The sequence below is a fragment of the Stutzerimonas stutzeri genome, assembly GCF_019090095.1.
In the GTDB taxonomy this organism is placed as follows: Bacteria; Pseudomonadota; Gammaproteobacteria; order Pseudomonadales; family Pseudomonadaceae; genus Stutzerimonas; species Stutzerimonas stutzeri_AN.
Window position 1 is genome coordinate 1979513 of the sequence record NZ_JAGQFP010000002.1, and the last position, 13996, is coordinate 1993508.

At 58.7% G+C, this 13996-nt stretch carries 16 protein-coding genes and 1 tRNA gene; 11 read left to right on the forward strand and 6 right to left on the reverse strand.

What is annotated here, in order from left to right; all coding sequences use genetic code 11:
• The first annotated feature begins 14 nt into the window (after positions 1-14).
• The 4 genes from mgtE to KVO92_RS18925 all read left to right on the forward strand — a co-directional run bounded on the left by mgtE (position 15) and on the right by KVO92_RS18925 (position 4795).
• A complete protein-coding gene (mgtE, locus tag KVO92_RS18910) occupies positions 15-1463 on the forward strand; it encodes a magnesium transporter (RefSeq protein ID WP_217477048.1) in 1449 nt (482 codons plus the stop codon).
• Positions 1464-1601: 138 nt separating this feature from the next.
• Positions 1602-1850, forward strand: coding sequence for an OadG family protein (locus KVO92_RS18915; RefSeq protein ID WP_217477049.1), 249 nt, complete (start codon positions 1602-1604; stop codon positions 1848-1850).
• Between the two features lie 19 nt (positions 1851-1869).
• Positions 1870-3648: a sodium-extruding oxaloacetate decarboxylase subunit alpha gene (oadA, locus tag KVO92_RS18920; protein WP_217477050.1), complete on the forward strand. Its 1779-nt coding sequence runs from the start codon at positions 1870-1872 to the stop codon at positions 3646-3648.
• A 10-nt stretch (positions 3649-3658) separates the two neighbouring features.
• Positions 3659-4795: a sodium ion-translocating decarboxylase subunit beta gene (locus tag KVO92_RS18925; protein WP_217477051.1), complete on the forward strand. Its 1137-nt coding sequence runs from the start codon at positions 3659-3661 to the stop codon at positions 4793-4795.
• Positions 4796-4977: 182 nt separating this feature from the next.
• Here KVO92_RS18925 and KVO92_RS18930 read toward each other — a convergent pair whose 3' ends face one another.
• Together KVO92_RS18930 and KVO92_RS18935 are read right to left on the reverse strand one after the other, a co-directional pair.
• A complete protein-coding gene (locus KVO92_RS18930) occupies positions 4978-5304 on the reverse strand; it encodes an Arc family DNA-binding protein (RefSeq protein WP_021208476.1) in 327 nt (108 codons plus the stop codon).
• A 216-nt stretch (positions 5305-5520) separates the two neighbouring features.
• A complete protein-coding gene (locus KVO92_RS18935) occupies positions 5521-5703 on the reverse strand; it encodes a PA3371 family protein (protein WP_217477052.1) in 183 nt (60 codons plus the stop codon).
• 492 nt (positions 5704-6195) lie between these two features.
• Here KVO92_RS18935 and KVO92_RS18940 point away from each other — a divergent pair.
• Positions 6196-6272: transfer RNA gene (locus KVO92_RS18940), tRNA-Arg, on the forward strand.
• A gap of 138 nt (positions 6273-6410) precedes the next feature.
• On the opposite strand, the gene KVO92_RS18945 is transcribed toward KVO92_RS18940, so the two are convergent.
• The 4 genes from KVO92_RS18945 to flgA form a co-directional block, all read right to left on the reverse strand.
• Positions 6411-7160, reverse strand: coding sequence for a flagellar brake protein (locus KVO92_RS18945; RefSeq protein ID WP_217477053.1), 750 nt, complete (start codon positions 7158-7160; stop codon positions 6411-6413).
• A 72-nt stretch (positions 7161-7232) separates the two neighbouring features.
• Complete coding sequence (locus KVO92_RS18950) at positions 7233-7703, reverse strand: flagella synthesis protein FlgN (RefSeq protein ID WP_217477054.1); 471 nt, start codon at positions 7701-7703, stop codon at positions 7233-7235.
• Between the two features lie 48 nt (positions 7704-7751).
• Positions 7752-8081: a flagellar biosynthesis anti-sigma factor FlgM gene (gene flgM, locus KVO92_RS18955; protein WP_217477055.1), complete on the reverse strand. Its 330-nt coding sequence runs from the start codon at positions 8079-8081 to the stop codon at positions 7752-7754.
• Positions 8082-8186: 105 nt separating this feature from the next.
• Complete coding sequence (gene flgA / locus KVO92_RS18960) at positions 8187-8939, reverse strand: flagellar basal body P-ring formation chaperone FlgA (protein WP_217477056.1); 753 nt, start codon at positions 8937-8939, stop codon at positions 8187-8189.
• Between the two features lie 80 nt (positions 8940-9019).
• Between flgA and KVO92_RS18965 the strand changes: the two genes are divergently transcribed.
• The 6 genes from KVO92_RS18965 to flgE all read left to right on the forward strand — a co-directional run bounded on the left by KVO92_RS18965 (position 9020) and on the right by flgE (position 13887).
• The gene (locus KVO92_RS18965; protein WP_217477057.1) at positions 9020-9952 is read left to right on the forward strand and encodes a chemotaxis protein CheV; all 933 of its coding nucleotides are present in this window, start codon (positions 9020-9022) and stop codon (positions 9950-9952) included.
• Between the two features lie 37 nt (positions 9953-9989).
• Positions 9990-10814: a CheR family methyltransferase gene (locus KVO92_RS18970; protein ID WP_217477058.1), complete on the forward strand. Its 825-nt coding sequence runs from the start codon at positions 9990-9992 to the stop codon at positions 10812-10814.
• A 198-nt stretch (positions 10815-11012) separates the two neighbouring features.
• Complete coding sequence (flgB, locus tag KVO92_RS18975) at positions 11013-11417, forward strand: flagellar basal body rod protein FlgB (RefSeq protein WP_217477059.1); 405 nt, start codon at positions 11013-11015, stop codon at positions 11415-11417.
• A gap of 14 nt (positions 11418-11431) precedes the next feature.
• Positions 11432-11875 (forward strand): flagellar basal body rod protein FlgC, encoded by a 444-nt coding sequence (gene flgC, locus KVO92_RS18980; protein ID WP_217477060.1) that lies wholly within the window; start codon positions 11432-11434, stop codon positions 11873-11875.
• Positions 11876-11893: 18 nt separating this feature from the next.
• Positions 11894-12574, forward strand: coding sequence for a flagellar hook assembly protein FlgD (gene flgD, locus KVO92_RS18985; RefSeq protein ID WP_217477061.1), 681 nt, complete (start codon positions 11894-11896; stop codon positions 12572-12574).
• Positions 12575-12606: 32 nt separating this feature from the next.
• Entirely contained in the window at positions 12607-13887 is a 1281-nt protein-coding gene (gene flgE, locus KVO92_RS18990; protein WP_217477062.1) for a flagellar hook protein FlgE, read from the forward strand.
• Positions 13888-13996 lie beyond the last annotated feature (109 nt).

Sequence of the window (13996 nt, forward strand, 5' to 3'; positions counted from 1 at the left end):
GGGTGGAGTGCGCCATGACTGAAGTAGAAGCAAAGAAGCCGCAGGAAAGTCTCCAGGAGCGCCTGGCGCAAGTCGTTGACTTACTTCAGCGCCACAGGCTCGTGGAGGACCTGGCGCATAGGCAAACGCAGGAAGGCCAGCAGCAGGAAATAATCGACAACCTGGTGCATCGCCAGAATCTTGTCGAGCTGCAACGCAAGCTTGAAGCGCTTCACCCTGCCGACATCGCGCATATCCTCGAAGCCTTGCCACTCGACGATCGCCTGACGGTATGGCAGTTGGTCAAGTCAGACCGTGATGGCGATATTCTGCTTGAGGTGTCTGACGCCGTTCGCGAGACACTGATCGCCGATATGGACGATCACGAGTTGCTTGCGGCAGCCAAGGAAATGGACGCCGACGAGCTGGCTGACCTTGCCGCCGAGCTTCCCCGCGACGTCGTACACGAACTCATGGAAACCCTCGATGCGCAGCAGCGCGAGCGTGTTCGCTCGGCGCTGTCGTACGAGGAGGACCAGGTCGGGGCGCTGATGGATTTCGAGATGGTCACCATCCGCGAGGATGTGAGCCTCGAAGTCGTGTTGCGCTACCTGCGGCGCTTGAAGGAGCTGCCGGGGCATACCGACAAGCTGTTTGTGGTCGATTATGACGGCGTGCTGAAAGGCGTGCTGCCGATCAAGCGCTTGCTGGTCAACGACCCGGAACGGCACGTCTCCGAAGTGATGGCCAGCGATCCGGTGACCTTCCATCCGGATGAAGATGCCTACGAGGCGGCTCAAGCCTTCGAACGCTATGACCTGGTTTCGACCCCGGTTGTGGATAAAGGCGGCAAGCTCATTGGGCGTCTGACCATCGACGAGATGGTCGACCTCATTCGAGAGGAAAGCGAAAGCGAAGTGCTCAACATGGCTGGTTTGCGCGAGGAGGAAGATATCTTCGCGTCGGTCTGGAAGTCACTGCGCAACCGCTGGGCCTGGCTGGCGGTCAATCTCGTCACCGCCTTTATCGCCTCCAGGGTGATCGGTCTGTTCGACGGCTCGATCGAGAAGCTGGTGGCACTGGCCGCATTGATGCCCATCGTTGCGGGTATCGGCGGTAATTCGGGTAATCAGACCATTACCATGATCGTCCGGGCAATGGCGCTGGACCAGCTGGGCACCGGCAACAGTTCACGTCTGCTACGCAAGGAGGCGGGTGTCGGCATGCTCAATGGCCTGATCTGGGGTGGCGTGATCGGCATTGTCGTGTACTGGTTGTATGGCAGTTGGTCGTTGGGCATCGTAATGACCGCCGCGATGACCCTTAATCTGCTTCTGGCAGCCTTGATGGGCGTGCTGATCCCGGTGACGCTTGCGCGAATGGGGCGCGACCCGGCGCTCGGTTCCAGTGTCATGATCACGGCTGTAACCGATAGCGGGGGGTTCTTCATTTTCCTGGGACTGGCGACACTTTTCCTGCTCTGATTCCCTGCCGGCTGCGGCTGTATGGCGTTTGCCTTGCGTCGCGCATTCGGGCTACTGTTCGCGGGTTTCGCTCTGGCGAAGCCCTGAACCGTGCACATAACAGGCGGCCCGAGCTGCTGATTTGATAGGGAATCCCTGATGACCCCCAGCGAACTCCTACTCGAAGGCGTCGAACTTATGCTGTTCGGCCTAGGTTCTGTCTTCGTCTTCCTCGTGTTGTTGATTGTCTGCATCCGCCTGATGTCGTTCTTGATCGGTCACCTCGACGGCGGACCGACCCTGCCTGCCCCCGCTAAGCCGGCCGCCGCCACAGCGGACATGGATGCCGACCTTTTCGCAGCCATCCAGGCTGCCATTCATCAGCACCGCGCTCGTCGCGGTCGATAAGAACAGGGAGTTCCTCCACATGACTTCAGCCAAACAGCCACTCGGCATCACCGATGTGGTGCTTCGTGATGCGCATCAATCCATTCTTGCCACCCGGGTTCGCCTCGAAGACATGCTGCCGATCGCTGGCAAGCTCGACCGGGTGGGCTTCTGGTCGGTCGAATCCTGGGGTGGCGCCACCTTCGATGCGTGCATTCGCTACCTCGGCGAAGACCCTTGGGAGCGCATTCGCGAGCTGAAGAAAGCGATGCCCAATACCCGCCAGCAGATGTTGCTGCGCGGCCAGAACCTGTTGGGCTACCGGCATTATGCGGACGACGTGGTAGAGAAGTTCGTCGAGCGTGCCGCCATCAACGGCGTAGATGTATTCCGGGTGTTCGATGCGATGAACGATCCGCGCAACCTGGAGACTGCACTGCGTGCCGTCAAGCTTCAGGGTAAGCATGCGCAGGGCACCATCTCCTATACGACAAGCCCCGTGCATAGCCTGGACATGTGGGTCGACCTGGCCAAGCAGATCGAGGACATGGGTGCCGACTCGGTGGCAATCAAGGACATGGCCGGCATCCTGACGCCTTACCGGGCATACGAGCTTGTCTCACGCCTGAAAGCGAGCCTGTCGATTCCGATCCATATGCAGTGTCATGCCACGGCGGGCCTGTCCACCGCCGCCATTCTCAAGGCGGTCGAGGCGGGCATCGATAACGTCGACACCGCCATTTCGTCGCTCTCGATGACCTATGGCCATTCGCCGACTGAGTCGGTGGTGGCGATTTTCCAGGGTACCGAGCGTGACACCGGGCTCGATCTGGAGCTTCTGGAAGAGGTAGCGGCGTATTTCCGCGAGGTGCGCAAGAAATACGCGAAGTTCGAAGGCACGCTCAAGGGCGTCGATTCGCGCATTCTCGTGGCGCAGGTGCCTGGAGGCATGCTGACCAATATGGAAGGCCAGCTCAAGGAGCAGGGCGCACTCGACAAGTTCGATCAGGTGCTGGCTGAGATCCCTCGTGTCCGAGAAGACCTCGGCTTCATTCCGCTGGTAACGCCAACTTCGCAAATCGTCGGTACACAAGCGGTGATCAACGTCCTTACCGGCGAGCGCTACAAGTCCATCACCAAGGAAACGGCCGGCATCCTGAAGGGCGAATACGGCAGCGCGCCGGCGCCGTTCAACGCTGAACTCCAGCAGCGCGTGCTTGATGGCGCCGAGGTCATTACCTGTCGTCCCGCCGATCTGCTGCAGCCAGAGATGGACAAGCTGACAGCCGAGCTGAAGGGACTGGCGCAGAGCAAGAACATCAAGCTGGCCCAGGACGAGATCGATGATGTCCTGACGTACGCCCTTTTTCCCCAGATCGGCCTTAAGTTCCTCGAGAACCGCGGCAATCCCGCGGCCTTCGAGCCGGTACCGAGCGGTGACGTACCGGCGCCACGCGAGCCGGGTGTCGCCGAGGTCTACACCGTCGAGGTCAACGGCAAGTCATTTGTCGTACAGGTCAACGAGGGGGGAGACATCGAAGGGCTCAAGCCGATCGGTGCAGCTTCAGGAGCGGGCGCTACGATGCCTGCACCGGCCGCCGGCACGGGTGAGTCTCAGCCGGCGCCTCTGGCCGGCAACATCTTCAAGGTGCTCGTGCAGCCCGGTCAGCTGGTGCAGGAAGGTGATCTGGTCATCATCCTGGAAGCGATGAAGATGGAAACCGAAATTCGTGCGTTCAAGGCCGGCACCGTATCGGCTGTAGGTGTCAAGGTCGGCGATGCGGTGGCCGTAGGCGACAGCCTGCTGACCATCGCCTAAGGAGAGCTGCATGGATAAGTTGCTCAAGCTCTGGCAGAGCACAGGCCTGTATCACCTGGAGCTCGGTCAGTTGTTCATGATCGTGGTATGTCTGGCGTTGATCTTCCTGGCCATACGCAAGGGATTCGAACCCTTGCTGCTGATCCCGATCGGATTCGGCGGTCTGCTTGCCAATATTCCCGTAGCCAACATGGCCGAGGGCGCTGGCATCCTGCACCTGTTCTATGAGGTCGGGCTGCCGACCAGTGTGTTCCCGTTGTTGATCTTCATGGGTGTGGGTGCCATGACGGACTTCGGGCCGATGCTGGCCAACCCCAAGACGCTGTTGCTTGGCGCTGCGGCGCAGTTCGGTATTTTTGCTACCTTGCTTGGCGCCTTGGGGTTGGCCGCGATGGGCGTTCCCGGTATGGCGTTCACGCTGCGTGAGGCGGCTTCGATCGCGATCATCGGCGGAGCTGACGGCCCGACATCCATCTTCGTGACCGCGAAACTGGCGCCGCATCTGCTTGGCCCCATTGCCGTGGCCGCCTATTCGTACATGGCGCTGGTGCCGTTGATTCAGCCGCCGATCATGCGTGCGCTGACGACCAAGGAAGAGCGCGCCATCGTCATGACGCAGTTACGCCATGTGAGCCAGGCGGAAAAGATCGTTTTCCCGCTCATGCTCGCGCTGTTGATCGGCATGCTGTTGCCTGACGCTGCGCCCCTGGTCGGCATGTTTGCCTTCGGCAACCTGCTGCGCGAGTGTGGCGTGGTCGATCGCCTGGCCGATACCTCGCGCAACGCGCTGATCAACATCGTCACGATTGCGCTGGGTCTCACGGTCGGCTCGAAGCTGTCTGCCGAAGCGTTTCTGCAGTTGAAGACGCTGGGTATTCTTCTGCTGGGCATGGTTGCCTTCTGCTGCGGTACCGCCGCTGGCGTGCTCATGGCCAAGGTAATGAACGTGTTCAGTTCGAACAAGATCAACCCCTTGATCGGATCGGCAGGTGTATCGGCCGTGCCCATGGCAGCGCGTGTTTCGAACAAGGTCGGGCTGGAGGCGAATCCGCATAACTTCCTGCTCATGCACGCCATGGGGCCGAACGTGGCCGGGGTGATCGGCTCGGCGGTCGCTGCAGGTATCTTGCTGAGCTTCGTCGGTTAGAGCGCTGGTCGGCGGTAAGGACGCCCGCATCGATGAGATGCGGGCGTTTCAAGATAGCCAGCTCGGGGCTAGTGACTTCGCGGGGCCGTAGCGGGGTAGATGGCTGCGTCTAGGGGTGGCTGAACGACCAACGCCCCGACTGTGTCGAGGCGTTGGTCCTATTCTGCAAGCGTCTAGAAGCGTCAGTCTTCTTCTTTTGCCGCTTCCGTATCCTGTGCGATCAACGCTATCAGAGCATTCTGCTGGCGATGGGCGAGCTGGCGGAAGCGCTGCAGCAATTCACGTTCGTGAAGGGTCAGTTCCGGGCTGTCCAGGCGCATGGTCGAGTCGTCATCGAGTGCGCCCTCTTGAAGCAGGCTCTGCTCCAGGCGAGCAATGATTTCAGAGTTCATGCTGCGATGATGATTGCGTGCAACTTCAGCGATACGCTCACGCATTCCGTCTGGTAGCCGAACCACGAATTTGTCAGCCGTGCGGCTGGAGTAAACTGCCTGCTTCATAGGGCGCATATTAAACCGGTTAGTCAGGTGGGCGATGGTGGCTTATTGCCGTTCTAGTCACCGGTCAGACACCAAACAGCACTAGCTGTTCCACGACCCGTGAAAAAGATGCAAGACGGCTTAATGACGCCAATTATACGACGATTAAAGGCCGCGTAAAGCGCTGCGTGGTGGCATTTAGCCTTTACTGTGACCTGCCGCCGATCTACACCAGAAAAAGCGCGCTCATCGCAGGATCGGGTCGAATTTGATGCGCCGCCCCATCACCAGCGAGACGAGGAAAAGCGTGCTGAACAGCGCCGTGCCGCATTCGGCGACGGCTTCCCATGTCTCTGTCAGCTCTGCACCAAAACTCAACGTGCCACAGGCGACACTGAGCATCACGAACAGGTAACCATAGATAGACATTTGGTTTCTCCGCTGAAGTTATGGTTACAACGCTGGGCGTCAGAATACCCAGCGCTTGGCTTGTGCTGGTCGGGTTATTTCACTACTGATGGTCTGTGCCTGTACCGCAAGCGGTTGGGCAGCGACCTGATGGGCGCTCGCAGGCGGAGTAGGGGAGATTGTTGTGTTCATGTTGTCCGGCAGCTGTGAGGCAATCGCTGCCAGAACCGCAGTACTGAATAGGTAGGCCGGGCGTAACATGAGCGTCTCCTTCGCATGATTTGTCAGAAGACTTAAGCATTCCGCATGCCAATTTTTTGAAAACAAAAATGCTTTATAATCAATGACTTACGCTTTTGTCGAATACTCCGTTCGTGCGCAATGCCTGATTGTATATTTTAGATTCGTGCAAAATGCATTGCTTGCGCGAGCGTTCAAGCCGATGGGCGGAGGCCCAGGTCGAAGCGGCATGACAAATAGGCCAAGGCTCGCTAACATGCTGCCGCCTCATGCGTCCCAGTAGCTCAATTGGATAGAGCATCCCCCTCCTAAGGGGAAGGTTGTGAGTTCGAACCTCGCCTGGGACGCCATCTATTCGCTGTCGCAGAGTGGCTGCCATTGGCACGCGGCCAGTCTCCGGCCGTTTCGCGTGCTAGCGAAAGCCGTTCACGTTGGTCAGACAGTGATGGGCGAAGCGCAATGGCTTCGCGAGACTCTTGCGGGGCGTATCAGCTAAAACGATCGCCTGCCTGATCGCGTCGTGCTTCCCGCTGCAGCTGATAAACGAATCGCTCGATCTGTCGTTGCGTCAGTCCGCTGATGCGGTGAAAGCGCATGCCGCAGAATGTCGTGTCGAGCTTTTCATCGAAGATTACGTGGCGTAGTTCGGCTGCGGTTGTGACCGTGCCGAATGGTAGCTTCGCAGAAAGAGCCTCGTAGACTCGGCCTGGTTGCAGTCCGCTTTGTACATCGCCCTGGAAGCTCAATTTACAGCCGGTCGCGGACATATCCAGCACCTTGCCCTGAAGGGGCTGCCTGATCGTCTTCCCACCGAGTTCAACGGCGATCGATTGGCCTGTCAGCTGGGCGCGATAAGCGTTGCGGCGCTGGTGATAGATGATCTCATCAGGCAGCGGCGCCCAGTAGCAGCGGGCATCGTCCAGCTCACCCAGATGCACAGGATGGCTGTTTTTCCAGGCGATACGAACGCCTTCGTAATAGCCTTCGACCTGAAAGGATTCGCCAGCCGCCATCAGCCGCTCGCCGTCGGTGGGTATGAGTTCGTCCAGCGCGATCCAGCCCTTCTCGCGGTTTATCTCTACCAGATAGGTTTGGTATCGCTGGTTGCGGTCGGTGAAGCGCACCATCAGCGGAATGTGATTGTCCAGCAGAACGCGCAGGTTCGCCTGGACTTCCGCTACTGTCTTCAGGGTCTGGGGAGGCTGCGGGCCTTCATCTTCAGCAAAGCGACTGGACACTTATCTCTGCTCTCCGGCATATAACGACGTCGGCCGCATAATAGCATTTTGATGTTATTGGGCGTGTATGCGTCAGGCCTGGCTGAGTGGGCGATGGCTGGCGCTTCTGGCAGCGGCGCCTCTACGATCATAAAGATCGGGGGTCTGGTTGCTGCCTTGCAGTACGCGCAACATGCTTCCGACCGCGCTCTGGTTGGCGCGAATCAACTTTCCGTTGCGCTCGTTGGCGCTCCGGCAGGCCTCGAGAACCTGATCCAGCTGATCCGCTTGGGCGAGAATTTGCTCGCCTTGCGCTGAGCGTGCAGCAAATGCCGCCAAACCGTTCCGGTCGGCACTCAACTGGGCATGGGCAAGTATCTGGGTGCGCCGAGAACCGTGCTGGCCCAGCAGCGCCAGAAGCGTCTGCTTTTGGGTGAGCAGCTGTTCGAGCCCGGCGAGGTTGCGCTCAGCGAGTGCCTGGTACTCGGCATTGGTGAGCTCAAGAAGTTTTCCGGCAATGTCGATATCGTCGGTGAGCTGCTGAAGCACTTCGGTGTCTTGCATAGTGGCCTCTAACGCGCCGACGCCTGGCTACTACCCGCTGGCAAAGGCTTAGCGCTGATTTTCAAAAGCGAGCAGCTTGGACGCCACGCGCTGACTGTCTACCTGATAGCTGCCATCGGCGATGGCCTGCTTGATCTGCGCCACGCGCTCCTGGTCGACCGCAGGCTCCTGGCTCAGCTGCTGTGCCGTTTGCTGCAAGCGCTGCGCCTGTGGGCTGAGTTGGACGCTCTCGCCAGCTACTGCTGCGCCGCCAGTGCTCTTCGCGGTCTCAGCGGGAGCTTGCTGAGCGGCTGGGCGTTCGCTGTTCTGGACGCTGCTGCTGCGCCCGCTATTGGGTGAATTGACGGCGCTATTGGGCCGGTTGAAATCGATAGCCATGATCGAAACCTCGAATAAGTCAGGACGCTTGCCTGCTTTTCGGCAAATCCTAAAAAAACTTTAGTCTTTTTTCGGCCGATGGCTGCGTCGTCGCGCTTCATGCGCTTACATGGCGACTTCCACCTGGCCGGGGCCTGTCACTCGGGCCTTGATCGTTCGCCCAGAACCTTGGTTTTTGACCCGGATCTGGCTACCGAGTGCGCCATCGGACAAGGCCTCGCCGGGCATTCTCACATTTATCGTCGGATTTTTCGCGCTGATTACCACTTGATCGCCTTTGCGGACCACTTCGGCAGCGGAGATATACGTCGGAGGCAGCACTTGATCGGGCAGGGCGCTGCGAGTCACTTTATTACCGAGTACCTGATCGAACGCAGTCATGTAGCCTTGAGTCAGCAATCCCACATCGCGTTCTGCAAGCGTGACATCGGCTTGTTCGATGACGCTTTCGCGAGCCAGCGGACGCCGAGCGACGATCACTTCGCGGAACAAATGAACCTGAGCAGGAACGAAAACGGACCATGGCGTGGAACCCTCGCAGCTGACTCGTACGGTCGCGCGGCCGACGGGCTGCGCCGGGCTCTCCAGCTTGGCCGACAGCGGCTCGTCACAGTCGGCCAGACGCAGGCGGGGATCGAGGCGGTTGACTTCGATTTCGTAGCGGGCCTGGATTTGGCTACGCTGCAAATAGTCATTCACCTCGCGCTCAAGAAAGTCTCGGGTCGCGTCGATAAGCTGTTCAGGTCGTGTCACGCTTGCCGAGTCAGCGAACGGGCTCAGCCCACACAAGGCCGGTAATAGGAACGCATGGCAGATTGCCTTGCAGGGATGCCGGAAAAAAGTCATTTGTTTGCTCATGTCATGGCCTAAGCAAGGCGCGTGCCGTCAGGCCCGGCTTCATGACTCGACTACCATTTTGCAAGCGAGAGGAAACTGGCATGGCCGGTATATTGGATTCGGTTAACCAGCGCACACAGCTGGTGGGACAGAATCGTTTGGAACTGTTGTTGTTCCGGTTGGATGGAAAGCAGCTCTACGGCATCAATGTCTTCAAGGTCAAAGAAGTGCTGCAGTGCCCACGGCTAACCATCATGCCTCGGTCCAGTCCGGTCGTTCGGGGCGTTGCGAACATCCGCGGCAATACGCTCTCGATCCTCGACCTTTCGCTCGCCACCGGTAAACAGGCGCTTGGTGATCTGCCAAACAGCTTCGCCATCATCGTGGAGTACAACACCAAGGTCCTTGGCTTTCTCGTGCGTTCGGTCGAGCGGATCGTCAACATGAACTGGGAGGCGATCCTGCCGCCGCCCAAGGGCGTTGGTCATGATCACTACCTGACCGCCGTGACCCATGTCGACGGGCAAATGGTCGAAATCATCGACGTGGAGAAAGTGCTTGCCGAGGTGGCGCCGGTATCCGAGCAACTCTCGGTGGGCATTTCTGATGAGGAAACCACCAGCAAAGCCTCCACCAGTCGTGTGTTGATCGTGGACGACTCGTCCGTTGCGCGAAAGCAGATTATTCGTTGTCTACAGAATCTGGGCATCGAAGTGGTAGCCCAGAATGATGGGCGTCAAGCGTTGAATTATCTCCGCTCCCTGGTGGCCGAAGGTAAAACGCCATCCCAGGAATTCGTCATGATGATTTCCGATATCGAGATGCCGGAAATGGATGGCTATACATTAACGACCGAGGTGCGTCAGGATCCCGTCATGCGTGATATGCACATTCTGCTGCATACTTCCCTTTCCGGCGTGTTCAACCAGAGCATGGTCAAGCGTGTCGGTGCGGACGATTTTCTCGCGAAGTTTCAGGCCGATGAGCTGGCCAACCGTGTGATAGAGCGAATCCGGACAACGGATAGAAAATGAGGCTATGTCCTCTTAATACGACTGGTGGGCATTATTAGTGTCAGGCGATCCGGATTTCGATCAATTCCGAGTGTTCCTCGAGAAAACCTGCGGCATTCTGCTGGGTAACAACAAGCAATACCTTGTATCGAGCAGGCTGAACAAGCTCATGGAGCAGCAGGGGCTCAAGACCCTGGGCGACTTGGTCAGGAAGATTCAGGCGCAACCGCGAAGCGGTCTGAGGGAGCAGGTCGTCGATGCGATGACCACTAACGAAACGCTCTGGTTTCGTGACACCTATCCGTTCGAAGTCATGAAAAGCCGTGTGTTGCCGGAGCTGCTCAAAACGGCGGCTGGGCAACGACTGCGCATCTGGTCGGCAGCCTGCTCGTCGGGGCAGGAGCCTTACTCGTTGTCGATGACCGTCGATGAGTATGAGCGCAACAGTCCCAGCCAGCCCAAACTGGCCGTTCAGATCGTTGCCACCGAGCTTTCCGGTGCGATGTTGGCGGCGAGCAAGGCGGCCGAGTACGACAGTCTGGCGATCGCACGGGGGCTGTCGAGCGATCGTTTGCAGCGCTATTTCGATGTCAAGACGCCGGGACGGTGGGTGGTCAAGCCCGCCATTCGCAGTCGCGTCGAATTCCGTGTCCAGAATTTGCTGGATAGCTACGCCGTGCTGGGTAAGTTCGATGTGGTCTTTTGCCGGAACGTACTCATCTATTTTTCCGCGGATGTGAAAAAAGACATCCTCAAGCGTATTCACGCCACGCTGAAGCCTGGGGGGTATCTGTTCCTCGGTGCGTCCGAGGCCCTGAACGGGCTTCCGGAGCTTTACCAGATGGTGCAGTGCAGCCCGGGCATCATCTACAAAGCAAAGTAATCTCCTCCCAGTCAGGCGCGGCAGAATTCTGTCGGCGGCCGGCCCAAAGCGGCAAAGCAGAGGGAAAAGCCTTGCCGCTTTTGACGCCTATCGATCGCTCTGATCAGAAAAACCTCGATATATCAGCGCTTTGCTAATGTGGCACGGCGTTTGCTCATGCTTTGTCAGGCAGACTTGTATCCGGCAGAGGTCCAGATCATGAGCATCAGTTTCGACAAAGCGCTCGGCATTCACGAGAAGGCGCTCGGTTTCCGCGCCCAGCGCGCCGAGGTGCTGGCCAACAATATCGCTAACGCCGACACGCCCAACTACAAGGCGCGGGACCTGGATTTCAGTTCGGTCCTCGCCGCGCAGAGCAGCAAGAACCGCGGCGACTTTGGCGTAACGCTGACCAGCAGCAAGCACATTGCTGCCGAAGGCATGGAGATCGCCGATCCCGGGTTGCGCTTTCGTACGCCGGCGCATGCTTCGCTGGATCAGAACACGGTCGATGCGCAGGTCGAGCAGGCCGCTTACGCCGAGAATGCCATCGATTTCCAGGCAAGCTTCACCTTGCTCAACAGTAAGTTCAGGGGGCTGATCGGCGCCCTGCGCGGCGAATAACAGGAGCGACCACCATGTCCCTTGGCAACGTATTCAATATCGCCGGCAGCGGCATGAGCGCGCAGAGCACGCGCCTGAACACTATCTCCAGCAACATCGCCAACGCCGAAACGGTGTCGTCCAGTGTCGACCAGACCTATCGCGCTCGTCATCCGGTGTTCGCGACCATGCTGCAGCAGGCCAATGGACAGCCCGACCAGTCGCTGTTCGCCGATCAAGGCCAGGCGGGTGTGGGCGTCCAGGTGCTGGGCGTCGTCGAGGATCAAAGTGAGCTGCAGGCGCGTTACGAGCCGAATCATCCGGCGGCGAATGCCGAAGGCTACGTTTATTACCCCAACGTCAATGTCGTCGAAGAGATGGCCGACATGATTTCCGCAAGCCGTTCGTTCCAGACCAACGCTGAGTTGATGAACACAGCCAAGACCATGCTGCAGAAAGTTCTGACCCTGGGTCAGTAACCCTAACGAGAGATAGCCATGAGCACGACAGGCGGCGTCGGCGGTACCGGTTCGGTACTCGACCAGTACCAGATCAAGGATCGCGAAACCAAGAGCAAGGATCTTGGCAAGAACGAATTTCTCGAGTTGCTGGTCACCCAGTTGAACAACCAGAACCCGCTCGAACCACAGGAGAACGGCGAGTTCATCGCGCAGCTGGCGCAGTTCAGTACCGTCGAAGGCGTAGAGAAACTGAATTCGAGCATGGAGACGATGCTGTCTGGGTATCAGTCTTCCCAGGCGCTGCAGGCGTCTTCGCTGGTAGGGCGCAAGGTCATCGTGCCGACCGATAAGGCGGTTGTGGATACCAGCGAGACGTTCAAGGCCAGCCTGGTTTTGCCCACATCCAGCAGCAATGTTTCGGTCAACATCTATGACAGTGCCGGCACCGTCGTCAACCGGATCAACATGGGTCAACAGGAAGCCGGCAACGTCTCGTTCATGTGGGACGGCAAGGACTCGAGCGGCAAGACCTTGCCGCCGGGGGCGTACAAATTCGAAGCACAAGCTACCTACCAGGGCGAAACCAAGGGTTTGTACACCCTGCTTCCCGCCAACGTAGACAGCGTCACTCTCGGACAGAACGGCGGGGAGCTGATGCTCAACCTGGCCGGGGTTGGCAGCATTGCGCTGTCGCAAGTCCAGGTCATCGGTCAGTAATCGCCGGCCCGGTCCGGTAACAGGAGCAATTCATGTCGTTCAACATTGGCCTCAGCGGCATGCGTGCCGCCAGCAAAGACCTCAACGTCACGGGTAACAACATTGCCAACGCCGGTACTGCGGGCTTCAAGCAGTCACGGGCAGAGTTTGCCGATGTGTACGCCTCGTCCGTGCTCGGCACCGGTAAGAATCCGCAGGGCAGTGGTGTGCTGCTGGCCAACGTGTCGCAGCAATTCAACCAGGGCAACATCAACTACACCCAGAACGCGCTGGATCTGGCGATCAACGGCAACGGCTTTTTCCAGGTCAGCAATAACGGCGCGCTGAGCTATACCCGTGCGGGTTACTTCGGGACCGACAAGCAAGGCAACCTTGTCGATAACTTCGGCTACCACCTGCAGGGTTACTCGGTCGATGCCAACGGCAACATCCAGACCGGGCAAGTCAGCGATCTGAAGATCCAGACAGCCAGCCAGGAGCCCAAGGCCACGACCAAGGTCACCCAGGGGTTCAACCTCAACTCGACCAATACCCAGCCGATCAATACGCCGTTCGATCCGGCTGATCCCTTGAGTTACAACTCGTCCACCTCGACGAACATCTATGACGAGCAGGGTAATGCGCACGTCATGACGCAGTATTTCGTCAAGAGCGGCACGGCCAATACCTGGCAGATGAATGTGCTTATCGACGGACGCAACCCGGCGGATCCGGTCAACAGCACGGCACCCAGCAGCACCACGCTCGAGTTCAGCCCGTCGGGTAGCTTGCTCACACCGGCGAGTGGTAGCACGGCGATTGCCGGTTGGCAGCCTGCGGTCCACAACACCGACGGCAGCTGGTCGCTGAACAACGCGGCGCCCGCTGCCGGGCTGGATGTCTCGGTCGACATGCGCGGCTCCACCCAGTACGCCAGCGCCTTCGCCGTCAACAGTGTCGCGCAGGACGGCTACACCACGGGTGAGCTGGCAGGCCTTGAAATCAGCGAGTCGGGTGAGATCTTCGCTCGCTACACCAATGGTCAGTCCAAGGTGCAGGGCCAGATCATCCTGGCCAACTTCGCCAACGTGCAGGGCCTGACCCCGGTCGGCAAGACCCAGTGGGTACAGTCGTTCGAATCCGGTGAGCCGGTGCGCAACCCGCCTGGTAGCGGTACGCTGGGTTCATTGCAGGCTGGCGCGCTGGAAGATTCCAACGTCGAGCTGTCGGACCAGCTGGTGAACCTCATCGTCGCGCAGCGCAACTACCAGGCGAACGCGAAGACCATCGAAACCGAAAGCGCCATCACCCAGACGATCATCAATCTCCGGTAATCGACTGCAGTCGTACCGAGGCGGCGGGAAATTGCCGCCTCAGGATTTACAGGCCCTTCGGGGCCTTTTTTGTTGTCATTAATCCTTTGTTAATCAAAGTGTTATGGGG

What these genes read in the sequence shown, in the direction of transcription:
- mgtE (WP_217477048.1), top strand. Translation starts at nt 15, where the DNA reads ATGACTGAAGTAGAAGCAAAGAAGCCGCAGGAAAGTCTCCAGGAGCGC.
- KVO92_RS18915 (WP_217477049.1), top strand. Translation starts at nt 1,602, where the DNA reads ATGACCCCCAGCGAACTCCTACTCGAAGGCGTCGAACTTATGCTGTTC.
- oadA (WP_217477050.1), top strand. Translation starts at nt 1,870, where the DNA reads ATGACTTCAGCCAAACAGCCACTCGGCATCACCGATGTGGTGCTTCGT.
- KVO92_RS18925 (WP_217477051.1), top strand. Translation starts at nt 3,659, where the DNA reads ATGGATAAGTTGCTCAAGCTCTGGCAGAGCACAGGCCTGTATCACCTG.
- KVO92_RS18930 (WP_021208476.1), bottom strand. Translation starts at nt 5,304, where the DNA reads ATGCGCCCTATGAAGCAGGCAGTTTACTCCAGCCGCACGGCTGACAAA.
- KVO92_RS18935 (WP_217477052.1), bottom strand. Translation starts at nt 5,703, where the DNA reads ATGTCTATCTATGGTTACCTGTTCGTGATGCTCAGTGTCGCCTGTGGC.
- KVO92_RS18950 (WP_217477054.1), bottom strand. Translation starts at nt 7,703, where the DNA reads ATGCAAGACACCGAAGTGCTTCAGCAGCTCACCGACGATATCGACATT.
- flgM (WP_217477055.1), bottom strand. Translation starts at nt 8,081, where the DNA reads ATGGCTATCGATTTCAACCGGCCCAATAGCGCCGTCAATTCACCCAAT.
- flgA (WP_217477056.1), bottom strand. Translation starts at nt 8,939, where the DNA reads ATGAGCAAACAAATGACTTTTTTCCGGCATCCCTGCAAGGCAATCTGC.
- KVO92_RS18965 (WP_217477057.1), top strand. Translation starts at nt 9,020, where the DNA reads ATGGCCGGTATATTGGATTCGGTTAACCAGCGCACACAGCTGGTGGGA.
- flgB (WP_217477059.1), top strand. Translation starts at nt 11,013, where the DNA reads ATGAGCATCAGTTTCGACAAAGCGCTCGGCATTCACGAGAAGGCGCTC.
- flgC (WP_217477060.1), top strand. Translation starts at nt 11,432, where the DNA reads ATGTCCCTTGGCAACGTATTCAATATCGCCGGCAGCGGCATGAGCGCG.
- flgD (WP_217477061.1), top strand. Translation starts at nt 11,894, where the DNA reads ATGAGCACGACAGGCGGCGTCGGCGGTACCGGTTCGGTACTCGACCAG.
- flgE (WP_217477062.1), top strand. Translation starts at nt 12,607, where the DNA reads ATGTCGTTCAACATTGGCCTCAGCGGCATGCGTGCCGCCAGCAAAGAC.